Raw genomic sequence first — 16111 nt, 5'->3', positions numbered from 1 at the left:
GCACGTACGTCACGACTTGCCCGAGGTGCGGGACCAAGTCGCGTCGGCAAAGAGCTTGAGGTCCTTCTCGACCGCCCGGTCCTCGGGCGTGCCGAAAAAGCCGCCATGCGGCATCGCTTCGTAGACGAGCAATTCCACCGGGACGGAGGCCTCCCTGAGCCGGTGGAGCATGCGCACGGCATTCGACAGAAACAGGTCGCGGGTCCCGGCGGTCAGCAGGGTCGGCGGAAACCCGCGGGCAAAGTCGCCAAAGAGCGGAGAGAGCAGTGGGTCGGCCGGATCGTGCCCAGCCGCGTAGAGCGCATTGACGGGCCCGAGCCCTCGTCCAAGCACGGTGTCGATGTACATGTTCGTCTCGAACGTGTCGCCCGACTCGGTTAGATCGAGCTCCGGAGTTTCCAGGATGATGGCGGCCGGCAGCGGCAAGCTTTCCTGCACCGAGCGGAGCATCATCGCGGCAGCAAGGTTTCCACCGGCCGAGCTGCCGTGCACGATCACCTGGTCGGGCGAGTGGAAAGCCAGTACATAGCGGTAAGCCTCCATGCAGTCGTCCAGCGGCGTGGGAAACGGATGGAGCGGCGGCATCCGGTAGTCGGGCGCATAGACTGTGGCCTGTAGCGATGCCGCAAGGCGGCCCGCCATCCGCTCGCACAAAACCCCGCCGCCTCCGATCAAGGCGCCGCCATGGATGTCCAAGACCACCCGGTCGGCGTCGTCCGTGCCGGCGCTCGCCAAGAAGCAGTTCGAGTGGCCAAGAGGGACGGTGCTGGTGGTGACCGCCTCATCCTGCGGGATGGTGTCAACCATCGCCCGCATGTTGGTATCGCACGCCTCGGCATACGCCAGCCACGCTGCGCGGTCCGAAAGACCCGGATATGCGGGCCAATCGATTGGCCGCGTTGCCGCCATCGCAAGCACGGCCTGTGCTTCGGGACTCAGCGACGTGGGCACAGGAATTTTTCTTTCCGGGACCAGCAGCGGAGCCAGTGAACAAGCTTCTGTCACATTCGGATCCTCAAGCTAGGCGACGGAAGACAATCGGGGCATCAGACCAACGCGCAGCCGACGCCGGTGATTTTGCCGTCCTTCAGATGGTAATGAATGTACTGCCGCATTTCCTGCACCTCGCCCGCCTTGATCGGAAACAGTTGGCCATAGCCGTGCGCTTCCAGCGTCTCCGGATTGAGATCCTGGATCCCCTCGACGCGGACAATCCCTTCGACGGCGGCAAGTTCATCGCTGGCTGCAAAGCGCTCAACCGTCACGGATTCGCGGACGTACTGGTGGAGGAAGCCATAGAAGCGCTTGAGCTCTTCACGCGTTCTGATCTCCACGCCGAAGAACGAGATTTGCGGGTTGGTATCGTAGAAGTCGAAGACCGCGTCATAGTCGCGCGCATTGAAGCTCGCCGCATACCGATCATAATCTTCCCGGTTCATCGCAATCCCGCCATCTTCGCTTCAGGAGGAAGGGCGGCACAGCGATCGGATCGCCGCGCCGCCATGTCATTTGCCGATCAGAACTTTCTGCGCACCGTGAGGGCCCACTCGCGCGGACGACCGACGATACCGGTAGCGTTCCCCAGCGCCGCGATACTTTCGGCCGCGCCGACATAATAGAATTCGTCGGCCAGGTTGGTGACTGACGCGCTCACCGTCCAGTCTCCATCCTCACTCTCGTAGGAGACGCGTGCGTTGATAAGGCTTCGGCTGGGGATCAGGTTGAAGGGGTGGTTCACCGCTTGGTAGTAGAACTCGGACAGGTAGGACCAGTCAGCACGCGGGATGATCCGTCCCGCGCCATTGAGCTCAATAGCGTATTCGATTCCGGCCGAAGCCTGCCATTCGCTTGCGAACGGAGGCACCATGTCCAGGGTCACCAAGGCGTTGGGATTGATGATCTGGGTGTATTCGGCGTCCAGATAGGCGAGTGAGCCATCGATCGTCAGGCCATCGATCGGACGAAACACTGTCTCCAGCTCGAGGCCCTTGTATCGCGCGTCGGCGATGTTGGTCGTCTGGCCGCACTGAGGGCTGGCACTTCCCGGGCAGAAATAGACGATCCGCTGAATGTTGCTGTAATCGCTGACGAAGGCTGCCCCGTTGAGCCGCAGCACCCGGCCGAAGAAGTCAGCCTTGAAGCCCGCCTCATAGGTGATGAGTTCTTCCGGGCCGAAGGGTTGAACCTGATCGGGCACGAACGGTGCCGGATTGATGCCGCCGCCCTTGTAGCCGGTCGAGACCTGCGCATAGGCCATCAGCGCATCGCTGAAGCGATAGTTCGCTCCGATCCGGTAGTCGATGCGATCGCCGCTGTAGGTCGAGGAGAGTCCATCGAGTCCGACAAGCAGGAAGTTGAGCGGCAGCGGACTGCCGCCGGCGAACTGCGTTCCGACTGGCGAGCCGTCCGGGTTCGTGCGGTGGAAGGTATAGGTCTTCTCGTCGTCGGTATAGCGCAGCCCGCCGATGATGTTCAGGCTTTCGGTGGGGTGAAGTTCGAGATGGACGAACCCCGCCACGCTCCGGTTGCTGACCGGATCATTGGTTTGGAAGTCGTACAGGAAGATTGGAATCTGGACCCGGTAGTCCGCCAGATCGTCCGCCGTGTAATAGAAGCCGCCGACCGTGAAATCCGCGAAATCGCCCACCTTGCCCGTCAGACGCAGCTCCTGGGTGAACTGCTCGTGCACGTTCGTGAGGTTCTGCTTAAGGAGATTGACTGGCGACGCGTCCGGATCGTTGACCGTCGTGCCCGACGCCTCGCGATACGCGGTGATCGACTTCAGGCTGAGATCGCCCGACAGCTCGTAATCGATCGTGCCGGAAATGCCCCACGCGTTGGCGCTGTTCTCGACGTCGTCGGTAAATACCCCCGGCGCGACCTGATAAGGGAAGCCGAACACCGTGGTGTAATTTCCCGCCTCTGAGAAATTGGCGTAGTTCGTGTAGCTCTCCGCGCCGGCCAAGAAGCGGCTGTCGAGCGGAATGCCCGCCATCGGATTGCCCGCGACATAGCTGCGAACCAGCGGGCTGTTGGCAAAGGTGAGCTTGGTCGGCACCGGGCCGGGAACGCTTCGCGACACGTCGGCGATCACATTGATCTCGAGCGGCGACCCGGCCGGTGCGTACCGGAGCGCACCACGCAAGGCGACCAGGTCGCGGCCGCCTTCAAGCCCAGTCACGCAATCATCGGCTGACGTGCCCGCCGGGATTCCGCCGGTCGGATTGACGCAACCGTAGTCGAGTTCTTTGAAGAATCCGCGGCGATGGTTTTCGACCCCAGACACACGGGCATAGAGGCCCTCGGCGATGGTGAAGCCGGCACTCGCGCGCAGGTCGATCCGATCATATGATCCGTATGTCGCCTCGACAAAGCCACCGCCGGCCTCATCGGGCTTCTTCGAGAACAGCTTGATCGCGCCGCCGAGCGAGTTCTTTCCCGCCAGGGTCCCTTGCGGGCCGCGCAGGACCTCAACCCGGTCGAGATCGGTCAAATCGAGCACCGCGCCGAAGGTTGTGCCGTAGTAGACGTCATCGATGTAGATGCCGACGCCGGGCTCGAAGGCAAAGCCGCCCTGTTCCTGGCCGATCCCGCGGATAAAGGCGGAGATGGAGTTTGCCTGGATGCCGGCCCCTTCGGACAGGTTCACGCTGGGTGCGAACTGGCCGATATCGACGATGCTTGTCTGGCTGCGCGCCTCGAGCATGTCGCTCGACACCGCCGTGATGGCGATGGGCGTGTCCTGCAGCCGCTGATTGCGGAACTGGGCGGTGACGACGATGTCCCCGCCGGTCAATTCCGGAGCCGCGTCGGAGGTTCCTGCGGCGGTATTGGCGTTGCTAGCGGCCGCTCCATCCTGGGCAGCGCTGCCTTGCGGTGGCGACGCTTGCTCCTCCGCTTGGGCATGCGCGGTAGAACTCGCGGAGGCGAGCGCTACGGCAAGAGCGAGCAATCCCGGCCGATAACCGACGATCAACCCAGTACGCATCGAATAACCTCCCAAATGTTGTTGTAAGACCATGACTTCTTAATCCGCGGGCCTGCGGTAATGCCGGCGCGCAGCGCCACGGCCGGGGTGGTCACGAGTTCGCTCCCGCTGCGATTACCTGGCCCCGCGCAGCGGCATTGCGCCGCAGCGACTTCAGGACGTGATCCGCACCCTTGTCCCCGATCATGATGGCGGTGGCGTTGGTGTTCCCGATCGGAAGGGTCGGCATCACCGAGGCGTCGGCGACCCACAGCCCGTCCACTCCATGCACTTTCAGGTCGGGGTCGACGACCGCGTCGCTGTCTTGCCCCATCCGGCAGGTCCCGGCGGGGTGGTAGAGAGGGATCGACGCGGCACGCAGGTATTCGGGCAAATCGGCCGCCTGCACCGCGGGGCCGGGGCGTAGTTCCTCGATAATGTAGGGCGCGATCGCCGGCTGGTTGAGGATTTCGCGACCGATCTCCACCCCGCGGGAAAGCTTTTCGATGTCAGCAGGATCGCCGAGCAGCTGGTGCTGGATGACTGGAGGCTCCGACGGATCGGCTGAGCGTAGCGAAATGCGCCCGCGGCTGCCGGGGCGCGCGAGGCAGATCGTCAAGCTGATGGAGGGCTCTTTGCGCAGAACCGCGCGCCCGACGTCGTTGATGTCGAACGCGAAGGCGGTGAAGGAAATCTGGAGATCCGGCACCGGCAGACCCGGGCCCGAATGCACGAAGGCCTGGGCGTGGCACATTGAGCTACTGACCGCGCCGCTCCGTTGAAGGACGTATTTCAGCCCCTCGCGAAGCGCCGCCAGTCCGCGCGAATCGCTGTTGACCGTCGCCCCCCGGACGCGGGCGACAATGTGCGTGCCCACATGTTCCTGCAAATTGGCCCCGACGCCGGGCAGGTCGGCCACAACTGGTAGGCCGTGCTCACGCAGATGGTCCGCCGGCCCGATGCCGGAGAGCATGAGAAGGCGCGGAGAGTTCATGGACCCCGCACAGAGGACCACGCCATTGCGAGCCTTCAGGGTGCGTGTCGTGCCTCCGTGATCAACCTCAATTCCCGTTGCGCGCCCGTCATGGATCACGATGCGACGCACTAGCGCCTCGGTCATGACCGCGAGGTTGGACCGTTGCGGGCCCGAGCGAAGATATCCCCGCGCCGAGCTGCACCGCATGCCGCCGCGCTGGGTGGTCTGCGAATAGTCGGTGCCTTCCCCCGAAAGCGCCCCGTTGTGATCGGGATTGCGAGGGACTCCGTAGCTTACCGCCCCATCGATGAAGGCATCGACGATCGGGTAGTGAACCCGGTTGGCGACAACCGAGATCGGGCCGCAGTTCCCACGGCCTCGGCCGCTTCGATCGCTCGTCTCCATCTGGGCGAAGTAGGGAAGCACGTCGTCGGCGCTCCATCCCGTCGCGCCCAGTTCTGCCCACCGATCGTAATCCCAACGATGGCCACGGACATAGATCATGCCGTTGATGGCGCTGCCGCCGCCGAGCCGCTTGCCGGCGGGCCATTTGTCTGCCCGGCCGCCGATCGACGGATCGGGTTCGGCCGGAAACCCCCAGTCGAATTCGGGATTATGAACGGCTGCGATCGTCAGTGCTGGCACCATCAGACGCAAGTCGCGATCCGACTTGCCGGCTTCCACAAGCAGCACCGAAAAGCCCGCGTCCGCGAGCCGGGACGCCATCGCGCAGCCAGCAGAGCCGCCGCCGACGACGATCACGTCGGACTCCTCGGACACGCCGGGAAATGCCTCGCCTGCAAAGGTCATGGGTCTAGCCGGCCCGACCATTCCGATGTGGGAGGGCCATTATTGCGAGGTGACCTGAGCGATCCCGCCGCCGCCCGCATTCCCCTTCGCGGGATCGGACACCGGAATGGGTAGCGGCAGCCCGGTGATGGGATGGGGCCAGCGGAACTCGTTGAACTGTCGGCCCAGCGCTTCGATGCGCGGAACGCTGGCCTGGTCGGGCGGGAGGTTCTCGCTAGGCGGTGCCGTCGGAAACCAGATCTTCGCCCGCTCCAGCGCGGCGTAGAAGGTCATGGTTACGCGGATGCCCTGGATCTTCCAACGGCCGCCCTCCTTCACGTAGTCGTTCTCGTAGATGCCGTCGGCGAACAGGAAATTGGGCGTATCGGGCGGGGAATTGCCCTGAACCTCGGCCCGCGCCCTGGCGCGAGCGTGCATGCCTTCATCATCGACCGTGATCAGCAGCTGCTGCTGGACGTGGTTGATGACCTCGTTTTGGGCAAGTCCCCAGCGACCCCCGCCGAGCACCAGCAGGAGGAACTCGTGAATGCGCTCCTTCCCAAAGTAGCGCCCGCGCTCGCCGATCTCGATCCAGGGATTTTCGTCCGCGAACAGGTCGACCATTTCGCGGAACATGCGATTGTCGATGAAGTACCCGTAGGCGTACTGCAGCCGTTCGATCTCGTTCTTATCCTCGAGCAGGGCGATCCGCTGCGAGGCTTGCGCAAGCGCCTCGCTCTGACGCTGCACGATAGCGCGAAGGGCGCCCAGCTCGGCCTCGAGGTCCATAGTCACGCGAACCGCCGATAGGTCATTGAGCCGCCGACCGGCAGGACCTCTGGCAGCTTCTTTCCCTGTTGACGGAGCAGCTCGGGATATTCGCGGAGCACGCTCTCGGCGTCCGTGACGCCCAGTATCTCTCCGCCATCTCCCAGATGCAGCATGGCGCCGTACATGATGAACAGGACGTCGGTGAGACCCTCGACGTCATCCGCGACTTTGAGCGTGTGGGTGCTGCCCGGCGGTTCGAACAGGTACGAGCCCGCGCGATTTGAAGGGCTGCCCGGATACTCGAGATAGGCCCACTCGCCGGCGAAGGTGAACGCGTGGATCTCGCCGCTGTGCTTGTGCGGCGCGACCTTCAGGCCCGGCGCGAACAGCATGCGGACGGCATAACGACCGCCTTCGATGTCGGCCATCAGGAGCTTCAGCTTGATCCCCGGGTCGCCGGCCCAATTATCGGCCCACGGCAACGCATCCGAAGCAGAATGGAAAGATTCCGGAACAATCATGGCACCCTCTCAAAGGTCATCACGAGAACGCTCGCGCACCCGCCGAAAGCCACCGGGTCCACGCCCGGTAGGTCATTCGAGCCGGAGGATTAGGGCCGCGTGAGGACTGCGGAAGCCGGTTAGAACCGAACGGGTGTTAGGCTGAGACTAACGGTTGCCCATTGGTTCGGCAGCAGGGCGCCACGCTTCGGTCAGGTCGCGGATGAGCTCGGCAGCCACGCGATCAGCGGCCACTGCTGGCCGCACAATGAGGAGCACGTTGAGGCTCGGCAGAGCCAGGGAAACATTTACCGGACGCAGCCCCATGTCACGCAGCTCGTCGCGGCTCGCCTCGAACATGCAGGCGTACCCGAGGCCGGACCGCACTGCGTGGAGGAGGAGGCCGAACTCATCGGTCTGGAGGGCAACCCGGCTTTGTTCGATTCCGACTGACGCAAGCGCTTCGGAAACCAGCAACCCGAGCGGATTGCGTTCCGTAAGCCTCAACGCCGGCTCGGCTGACAGCTCCTGAGGGGAGACTTCCGTGCGCGATGCAAAGGGGTGCTTTTCGCCAACGAAGACGGAAAGCTTCTCATCCCTGATATGTTGCGTACCGGGGAGCGAGGTAGAGCGGGCAAAGAAGCAGGCGATATCCGCCTTCTTCTGCTCCACGAGATCCTTGGCCGCCTCAGGCGAATGGACGTCGGTGTCGATGTCGAGGCAAATCTTCGGATGCCGTTCCCGGAATCGGTCGAGCACCGGAGGAAGGTCCCCCATGAGAAACGAATGGATGGCCAATCGGAGGGTGCGGCCCGTAGCCGTCGGGCTGGTTTCCGCAACCAGGTCTGAGACAATCGCCAGGGCCTGTTCCGCCCGCAGCAGCGCAATCCGGCCCTTCTCAGTGAGAACAGGAGCTGCGCCCGGACGACGCTCGAACAGCGCTACGCCGAGGCGCGCCTCCAGCGAGCGGACATGCTCGCTGACCGAGACCTGCGACAGGCCGAGCTTCTCCCCACATCGGCGGAAGCTGCCACTCTGCGCAACCTCGACTAGGACCTGAAGCTGCCTGAGAGTGATCATCGGGCTCTGGTGATTGGGGAAAACCTATAACCCGTTAGTCGTTGGTGACCTTCCCGGCAACATCACCGTAGGCCAATCAGGAGCGACGCGACCGGGCGCGCGACGAGCGCTCGGCAGCCCATACCGCAAGGCCGATAATCGCCGGAAAACGCGGCGGCAGGCCAGGAGAGACGATGGACCAGACAGGCACTACCTGCCCGCGCGACGTGTCGGGCACAATCCGCACTCCTAGTTGCACCCTTCGGCAAGGGGGTCTCGGATGGACGCGATAGCCGATCCGGGCACGCCCCAATGCGGCGTGAAGCTCCGGCATCCCGACCGCCTGTACATCGGCGGGGAATGGGTGATGCCCGCGCGCGGGGGCACGATCGACGTGGTATCTGCCCACAGCGAGGCCGTGATCGCCACTGTGGCCGAGGCGACCGCTCGCGACATGGATGCAGCGGTGGCTGCGGCGCGAGCCGCTTTCGACGGCGGCGAGTGGCCGACCCTCTCGCCCCAGGCCCGGAGCGAGGCATTGGCCCGTCTTCATGCTGCTCTCGAGCGCCGCGTGCCTGAGATCGTCAGCGCCTGGGTCGACACGATCGGAGCGCTGTCGAGCGTCGCTCCCTTCGTGATCGGCGGCGGGATGTTTACGCTGAAGTATTATGCCGATCTCGCCGACGAATTTCCGTTCATTACCCGGCAGGTTCCCGCCGACGGCGTAGGCGAAGCCCTGGTTGTACGCGAGCCTGTCGGCGTGGCGGTCGCCATCGCGCCGTGGAACAACCCGTTCGGCATCATGATCAGCAAGGTTGCTGGCGCCTTGCTCGCCGGCTGCACCGTGATCATGAAGCCGTCGCCGGAAACGCCACTCGAAGCCTACATCATCGCCGAAGCCGCCGAGGATGCCGGCATTCCCCCGGGCGTTATCAACCTGGTGCCGGCAGGACGCGAAGCCTCCGACCATCTCGTCCAGAACCCTGGCGTCGACAAGGTCAGCCTGACCGGGTCGACTGTGGCAGGCAAGCGGGTGGCGCAAGTCTGCGGCGAGCGACTGGCCCGCTACACGCTCGAGCTCGGTGGCAAATCGCCCGCGGTGGTGATGGCGGATGCCGATCTCGAATCCGCAGCCCAGATCCTCACGCAGACCATAATTATGTCCGCCGGCCAGGTTTGCGCCACGCTCAGCCGCGTGATCGTGGCGAGCGAAGTGCACGACAAGCTGGTCGAGCTGATCCGCGCTGAGATGGAAAAGGTGCGCATCGGCGACCCGTTCACGCCTGGGGTCGATCTCGGCCCGCTCGCCATGGAGCGGCAGCGTGCGCGGGTGGAGGAGTATATCACTATCGGCCAGGCCGAGGGCGCGACCCTCGCGTTCGGCGGTGGCCGACCGAGCCACCTGCCGAACGGGTGGTATATTGAGCCGACGCTGTTCACCAATGTCGGCTGCTCCATGCGCATCGCCCAAGAGGAAATCTTCGGGCCCGTGCTCTCCGTCCTGAAGTTCGAGGACGAAGAGGAGGCGATCCGCCTGGCCAACGACAGCGATTTCGGATTGTTTGGCGCGGTGTTCACTAAGGACACCGACACTGCCTACCGCATCGCGCGGCGCATGCGCACCGGCACCGTCTGCCACAATGCCTTCCGCTTTGATCCATACCTCCCCTTCGGCGGCTTCAAGCAGTCGGGCGTCGGACGAGAGGGCGGCATTGAGGGGGTCATGTCCTACACAGAACTGAAATCCATCCTCCTGGAACGCGCCGGAGCAGCAGCATGAAACTGATCATCACCGGGGCCTCAGGCCAGTTCGGGCGCGCGGCCGTGGAGGGCCTTCTTGAGCGCGTCGCTGCGGATCAGTTGATCCTGGTAACGCGCGACCCGCGCAAACTTGCCGATTTCGCGGCGCGCGGGTGCGAAGTCCGCCGCGGCGACTATGACGATCCGGAATCGCTCGCGACGGCGTTTCAAGGTGGCACGAAGATGCTGCTGATGAGCGCCAGCAAGGTCGGCAGTCGCATCCCCCAGCACAAGCACGCCATCGAAGCGGCGGTCGCCGCGGGCGTGAAGCACATTGTCTACACCAGCTACGTCGGCACCGACGGGCCCAATCCCTCGCTCGCGGTTTCCGACCATCGCGGGACCGAGAAGCTGCTCAAAGAGTCCGGCGTGCGCTGGACCATTTTGAGAAACAGCCAGTACATCGACGCAGTCATTGAGGCGCAGGCACCCCATGCCGTGCGGGCTGGCCGATGGATCGCCTCGGCCGCCGACGGCAAGTTGGCCCAGGTCGCGCGGACCGATTGCGTCGCCGCGGCCGTGGCGGTGCTTGCCGAAGACGGCCACGAGGACAAGCTGTACAACATCACTGGGCCGGAGCTGCTGTCGTTCCGCGAAATCGCGGCCATAATCTCCCAGGCGACCGGGCACCCGATCGAATACGTCGTGGTCGACGACGAGGGCATGTATGACTTCTTCGACAGCCTCGGGATTCCCCGCGAGGCAGTGCCGGACCAGGTGGTGAACTCCATCCCGTGGTCATCCGACGACATGGTCTCGGTCGAGGCGGCGGTGCGCGAAGGCTACCTGGCGGTGTGCACTGATGACGTCGAGCGCCTCACCGGACGCAAGCCGCGTTCGCTGCGCGACATGGTCAAGGAACGCCGCGACGAGCTCGCCGCAGCCTGATCCAGCGAGGTGAGATCGCGGCTCGAAGGGTCGTCGAGAGCAGGGAGAAACGAAGTGATCGGCGGGCGACTTGCAGAACTGATCGACGATCGCCCGGCTGATGGCGTCTTTCGCGTGAACCGCGCGATCTATGACGATCGCGATGTCTTCGACCTGGAATTGCGCCGGATATTCGAAGGCGGATGGGTTTTTCTTGGCATTGCCAGCCAAGCGCCGAACCCGCATGACTTCTTCACCACCACCGTCGGGCGCGTCCCGGTACTGGTGAGCCGCAATGGAGAGGGCACGCTTGGCGGGTTCGTCAACTCGTGCCCCCATCGCGGTGCAATGATCGCGCAGACCGGTGCGGGAAACGCCCGGCTTCACGTCTGCGCCTATCACAGCTGGACCTTCGATAGCGCCGGCCGCAACAAGAACATCAAGTGGAAGAGATCGGGGTGTTACTCCGAAGCCTTCGACAATGAAAACCACGATCTCGCTCGGCTCCCGGCATTTGAGGAATATCGCGGCTTTCTGTTTGGCAGCCTGGTTCCGGAGGTGCCGCCTCTAGCTGAACATCTCGGCGAGGCGGCGAAGCTGCTCGACCTGGTAGCCGATCAGAGTGACGAAGGACTGGAGCTGGTGCCCGGCGGGGTGACGTTCACTTACGAGGGCAATTGGAAGCTCCAGCTAGAGAACTGCTCGGACCAGTACCACTTCACCTCGACCCACCCCTCCTACATCCGCGTGCTGGAAAAGCGACAGACGCAGGAAGACGCGTCAGTGGTCCGCTCGAGCCTGGCCAGCAGCAGCTTCTGGCAGGGTAACGAGGCCGAGAATGTCAGCGGCGGCACCTTCACCTTCGATCACGGCCATGTGCTCAACTGGGGGCTGATGGGCGTGTCCGAAGCTACCCCCCTATTCGAAAGCGCGGAACGGCTCGCGGCCGCTTACGGAGAGGCGAAGCGCGACTGGATGTTCAACATGCGCAACCTGACCATCTTTCCCAATGTGCAGATAGCCGAGAATGCTTCCAGCCAGCTCCGGGTGATCCGCCCGCTAACGGCCGGAAAGACCGAGATGCGCACCTGGTGCATCGCGCCCAAGGGCGAGAGCGCCGCCGCTCGCCGACAGCGCATCCGCCAATACGAGGATTTCTTTAATCCGAGCGGCCTCGCCACTCCCGATGACACGGTCACCTACGAGAACTGCCAGCGTGGCTTCGCCAGCCGGGTCGAGCCCTGGCTTCAGGGCTGCGCGCGCGGCATGACTGCCACCCAGGCCGGAGGCAACGTCTTCTCCGAAGCCATTGCCATGGAGCCCCAGCGCAATGTGATCGCCGGCGGCCAGCTCGGTGACGAATCCCTGTTTCACGGCTACTATCGCGAATGGGTGCGCCGCATGGCCGGAGCCGGAGCATGACCGGCCCCGCGCTGACGCGGGCAGAGGCGGAGGACTTGCTGTTCCGCGAAGCCGCCCATCTCGATCGCCGCGAGTGGGACGAATGGCTGGCGCTTTACGAGAGCGATTGCGAGTTCTGGATGCCGGCGTGGCGCGACGAAACCACTCCAATTTCCAATCCGGACACCGAGCTTTCGCTGATCTACTATCGTGGCCGGCGCAATCTCGAGGACCGTGTCTGGCGGCTGCGCTCGGGCACGTCGGTCGCATCTAGCCCCCTCCCGCGGGTGGTGCACGCTGTCAGCAACGTGAGGGTCGATGTCGCGAGGCCGGACGATGGCGTTGCGGCGGCCAGCTTTACCGTACACCTGTTTGACGCGCGAGCGCAGCGCAGCCATGTCTTCTTCGGCCACTACGACTACGGCCTGCGGCGGACCGGCGGCGAGTGGCGGATTGCGCGCAAGAAGATTCTCCTCTTGAACGACGTCATCCCCACGGTCGTCGACTTCTACAGCATATGACCGCCCTAAGGGTGCCGGCACCTCGCGCCTCTGCGCGCTCACGCCGGCTTGCTGGCGCGGTCGAAGAATAGTTTATGAAGCAAGTCGTCATAGTCGGCGCGGGCGCAATGGGCTGCCTACTCGCCGCGCGATTGGCGGAGACCGGCGCCCATGTGACGCTCGTCGATATCGACAAGGTGAGGCTTGCGGCGATCGCGCTCGACGGAATAACCCTCGACGACGATCACGGTGTGCGCACCGTCCCGGTGAACGTTGCCACCGCGGCGGAACTAACTGCCGCTCCGGATCTCGTGGTCCTGTTCACCAAGGCGCTTCACACCGATGCGGCCGTGCGCTCGATTACCCATCTTGCGGGCCCGAACACCTATGCGCTCACCTTGCAGAACGGCATCGGCAACGCGGAAGAAGTCGCCAAGAGTTTCATGCCTGAGCGCGTGTTGCTCGGGACGGCGGCCTTGCCATCGAACCTTGATGGCCCCACCCAGATTTCCTCGCACGGGACGGGTCACATCCGCCTGGGCCCGCTCACGCCCCAAGGCATGGCAGGCGCAGTGGCCGCCGAGGGTCTACTGAACGACGGTGGGTTCGATTGCAGGCTCGATATGCACATCGAAGTGGCAGTGTGGGAGAAGTTGGCCTTTAACGCGGCGCTCAACCCGCTCGGCGCCGTCACTGGTCTTGCCAATGGTGGGCTCGACACACCTGAAGGCCGCCGTATCGCAAACGCGATTGTGGCAGAAACGGTTGCCACCGCGGCGTCGCGAGGTTTGTTCCTAGACGAAAAGCGCATCCGCCATGAAGTAGAGCATGCTTTGACCCACCATCGCGATCATCGTGCGTCGATGCTGCAGGACCGCTTGGCCGGAAGACACAGCGAGATCGAAGCGATCAACGGTGCCATCGTACGCGCGGCCGAATCGAGCGGAGTTGCGGCCCCCGTCACAGCGACGTTAGCGGACTTGATGCGGCTTCTCACTCCGGACACTCTATCGAGATGATCTCGTTAATTCCGGGATGACGTAGCTCCGTTTAATAGATTGGATGATCGGACGAATGGCGCTCGGCAATATGTCGGCTTCTTTCACCGGAACCTTCAAAACGGCTGGTCCGCTTTCGGCCATTCTCGCTGGATCGTACAAGGCCCAGCCAATGTCCGCTTTGGGGTCCAATGGAGACCGTCCGCTTCTCGCCCGAGGAAGCTTCAGAGCGGACGGTCAGCAATCGGCCAGAGCCGGTCATGTCCTCACAGCCTGACGATGCCATTCGAGCAGTAGCTCGAGACCGACTCGACGCCAGGGATGCGCGTAAGCTCCTGTTAGAAATTCAGCCCCTAATTTCTAACGTTCATCAAACTTGTAGGCGCAGAGTCCAAGTGGGCAGGTGAATACATGCATTGAGGGATCGGCGTGGGCGTCCGGAAGATTGGGAGTGAGGGTGCGAACGGGGAACATGGCCCATGTGGCGAGACTAACCGGAAATTGCGTGACTCCGGGCGCCGCGGATGGAGACGACAGGTTCAGGAGGCAGGACCAGCCGTGTTGATGCGCTTCTCAAGGTCGGCCAGGCCCGTGAGCAATTCGGGGAAGCTGGGCGGATTGATCATGAACATCTCCGCCATCGCAGCGTAGTCGGCGGCGAGTGCGTCCCGTATCTCCGGCGAAGGGGATATACGCAGTCCAGCCAGGTCGGCGGTATCGTAGGAGGCGGATGCGTCCGCGAACATCACCGACTTGTTGCACACGACCTGCGCGAGCAGTTCTGGCTCCGCCAGTGCCGCTCCGGTAATCTTGGCAAGATCGAGCATGAACAGGTCGTAATAATGGCGGGAAAGTCCGTCGCGCAGTTTGCCGTTGTGGTGCAACGCATGGAGGATCGTCGCCTTTTCCCAGAAGGTGCGGACGATACTGAGAGTCTCGACCGAAGTAACCGCGTCGGGCAAGCCGTCGGGAAATTCTTCAGCGAGATACGGTTTGATATCTCGAGCCTCGAACGGATCGGGATCGCCGCGCGCACCGAATTCAAGCTTGATTCGGGGTTTCACATAGCCGGTGCCGTCATCGCCACCGAAGGCTCCGCGGCCGGAATCGCCGAGGCCGTATCCTGAAGCGCGCGGATAGTTGAAGAGCAAGGTCTGCCGATCCTTGTCGTCCGGATCGACTTCGACGCTCCAGCCTTCGGTAGTGCCTAGTTCGGATTCGATCGCCCTACTTAGCGCCGGAAGCGCTTTGGTCTCGACATAGGCTTGTGCCGCCGCCTTCAGCGCCTTGGTGCGGCGTTGGCGCTCGTTGCCACTGATCCCGGGTTCCATCGGCGAGCTGACCTTGTCCAACAGCGGGGCGGTCCGGCGGATGGTGAGGTCGATATCTTCGGAAAAGCGCTGTATGATCGCATAGGCCTTGGAAAGCGACGTGCCGCCCTTGAAGGTCAAGTGCCCTTTGAGGTCAGGCGTTCGGGTGAGCCGCCTCAGAGTCCAGCAGACCCAGAAATCCTTTTCAATGATCAGCGGCGTGAGATCGCGCCTGCTGGCTGCCTCTTCGATGAAGGCGCGGCGATCGTCGATGCTAGCGCGGACGAACCTATCCATGCTGCGCTGCGTCGATCTTGAGGATCACATCGCCCATCCAGCCGGGCATGGACGCGCGCGCGCGCAGCAGCTGCCGCATGTCGTCGCTGTCCAACCGAGACGCGAGCCGCTGGATCGTGTCGGCATCGACCTTGGCCCGGCCGAGCAGGGCCAAAGCCTGTAATACCGCGTTCGCTGAGCCCGAAGCGGTTTGCAGGACAGGCGCGCGGCTGTGGCGCAGGGTCAGGCTGCGGCCCGCGGTACGCTTGACCTGCGTGGGGCCGGTGGTCGCGTAACTCGCTTTGGCCGGCACTTGCGTCGAGAGGCCGAGACTATTGGCGGCCGCTGCGCCGGAAATTGCAAGCCTGTCACCGCTCTTAGTGGCGTGCGCGGCGGCGAGCGCCGCTGGGTCAGGGCTCAACGTGCCGAGCGCATGATGCACGCGAGGATAATCGTAGAGCCCGCGATCGAGCCGGCGGATCGCAAAGGACTTGGTCAGTCGCGACAGCGCCATGTCGACCGAGCCCCGTGAACCGAGGTCGAGAAAGTGCTTGGGCGTAAACACCCACCCGCGCCCCTTGCGGCGCACGCGCTTCATAATTCTGTCTGCAATGGCGGACACGACACTGCTCCTTTCTTGTTAGATAATGGCACGGAATTATCTAACAAGATACCATCGCCTGGTCCGGCGCAGGGAACGACGTCCACTCTCGCGCTAACGCGGACAAAAACAACCCGGATCGCTTACGGCCAGTTACTGCCAATCCGCTGAGCGCCCGTTTCGGACATTCAACCGTCTCAAGCACTCTCCCGATGGCCGACGTTTGTCCGTGCGGGCCGTGCATCGGCGAATGAACCGAGCGACGCATCCATTCTGAAGCGGAATGGTGCTGCCAA

The 16111-nt window shown here is 63.5% G+C and carries 14 protein-coding genes; 5 read left to right on the top strand and 9 right to left on the bottom strand.

Going from position 1 to position 16111, the window contains the following annotated elements; all coding sequences use genetic code 11:
* Window positions 1–9 precede the first annotated feature (9 nt).
* The 7 genes from ACWPMZ_RS11320 to ACWPMZ_RS11290 form a co-directional block, all read right to left on the bottom strand.
* Window positions 10–951 carry an alpha/beta hydrolase gene (locus ACWPMZ_RS11320; protein ID WP_455704110.1) on the bottom strand — a complete coding sequence of 314 codons (942 nt, stop codon included), beginning with the start codon at window positions 949–951 and terminating at the stop codon, window positions 10–12.
* A 95-nt stretch (window positions 952–1046) separates the two neighbouring features.
* The gene (locus ACWPMZ_RS11315; RefSeq protein ID WP_455704109.1) at window positions 1047–1439 is read right to left on the bottom strand and encodes a nuclear transport factor 2 family protein; all 393 of its coding nucleotides are present in this window, start codon (window positions 1437–1439) and stop codon (window positions 1047–1049) included.
* Window positions 1440–1516: 77 nt separating this feature from the next.
* Entirely contained in the window at window positions 1517–3988 is a 2472-nt protein-coding gene (locus ACWPMZ_RS11310; protein WP_455704108.1) for a TonB-dependent receptor, read from the bottom strand.
* Window positions 3989–4079: 91 nt separating this feature from the next.
* Complete coding sequence (locus ACWPMZ_RS11305; RefSeq protein WP_455704107.1) at window positions 4080–5753, bottom strand: GMC family oxidoreductase; 1674 nt, start codon at window positions 5751–5753, stop codon at window positions 4080–4082.
* Between the two features lie 39 nt (window positions 5754–5792).
* The gene (locus ACWPMZ_RS11300; RefSeq protein ID WP_455704199.1) at window positions 5793–6521 is read right to left on the bottom strand and encodes a nuclear transport factor 2 family protein; all 729 of its coding nucleotides are present in this window, start codon (window positions 6519–6521) and stop codon (window positions 5793–5795) included.
* A gap of 2 nt (window positions 6522–6523) precedes the next feature.
* A complete protein-coding gene (locus tag ACWPMZ_RS11295) occupies window positions 6524–7024 on the bottom strand; it encodes a 2,4'-dihydroxyacetophenone dioxygenase family protein (protein ID WP_455704106.1) in 501 nt (166 codons plus the stop codon).
* Between the two features lie 147 nt (window positions 7025–7171).
* The gene (locus ACWPMZ_RS11290) at window positions 7172–8083 is read right to left on the bottom strand and encodes a LysR family transcriptional regulator (protein WP_455704105.1); all 912 of its coding nucleotides are present in this window, start codon (window positions 8081–8083) and stop codon (window positions 7172–7174) included.
* Between the two features lie 346 nt (window positions 8084–8429).
* Here ACWPMZ_RS11290 and ACWPMZ_RS11285 point away from each other — a divergent pair, with 346 nt between their 5' ends.
* The 5 genes from ACWPMZ_RS11285 (at window position 8430) to ACWPMZ_RS11265 (ending at window position 13649) form a co-directional block, all read left to right on the top strand.
* Window positions 8430–9842, top strand: a complete 1413-nt coding sequence (locus tag ACWPMZ_RS11285; RefSeq protein WP_455704104.1) for an aldehyde dehydrogenase — start codon at window positions 8430–8432, stop codon at window positions 9840–9842.
* Window positions 9839–10750 carry an SDR family oxidoreductase gene (locus ACWPMZ_RS11280; protein ID WP_455704103.1) on the top strand — a complete coding sequence of 304 codons (912 nt, stop codon included), beginning with the start codon at window positions 9839–9841 and terminating at the stop codon, window positions 10748–10750. The genes ACWPMZ_RS11285 and ACWPMZ_RS11280 overlap by 4 nt, the downstream gene beginning before the upstream one ends.
* Before the next feature lie 54 nt (window positions 10751–10804).
* On the top strand, window positions 10805–12151 hold the full coding sequence (locus ACWPMZ_RS11275) for an aromatic ring-hydroxylating oxygenase subunit alpha (RefSeq protein WP_455704102.1): 1347 nt from the start codon (window positions 10805–10807) through the stop codon (window positions 12149–12151).
* Entirely contained in the window at window positions 12148–12651 is a 504-nt protein-coding gene (locus tag ACWPMZ_RS11270; protein WP_455704101.1) for an aromatic-ring-hydroxylating dioxygenase subunit beta, read from the top strand. Before ACWPMZ_RS11275 ends, ACWPMZ_RS11270 begins: the two co-directional genes overlap by 4 nt.
* 74 nt (window positions 12652–12725) lie before the next feature.
* Window positions 12726–13649 carry a ketopantoate reductase family protein gene (locus ACWPMZ_RS11265; RefSeq protein ID WP_455704100.1) on the top strand — a complete coding sequence of 308 codons (924 nt, stop codon included), beginning with the start codon at window positions 12726–12728 and terminating at the stop codon, window positions 13647–13649.
* Between the two features lie 518 nt (window positions 13650–14167).
* Here the strand turns inward: ACWPMZ_RS11265 and ACWPMZ_RS11260 are convergent.
* Together ACWPMZ_RS11260 and ACWPMZ_RS11255 are read right to left on the bottom strand one after the other, a co-directional pair.
* Window positions 14168–15235 (bottom strand): nucleotidyl transferase AbiEii/AbiGii toxin family protein, encoded by a 1068-nt coding sequence (locus ACWPMZ_RS11260; RefSeq protein ID WP_455704099.1) that lies wholly within the window; start codon window positions 15233–15235, stop codon window positions 14168–14170.
* Window positions 15228–15836: a DUF6088 family protein gene (locus tag ACWPMZ_RS11255; RefSeq protein WP_455704098.1), complete on the bottom strand. Its 609-nt coding sequence runs from the start codon at window positions 15834–15836 to the stop codon at window positions 15228–15230. The genes ACWPMZ_RS11260 and ACWPMZ_RS11255 overlap by 8 nt, the downstream gene beginning before the upstream one ends.
* Between the last annotated feature and the right edge of the window lie 275 nt (window positions 15837–16111).

Source organism: Tsuneonella sp. HG222, from assembly GCF_053819185.1.
This window is presented reverse-complemented; position numbering and strand designations above follow the sequence as displayed.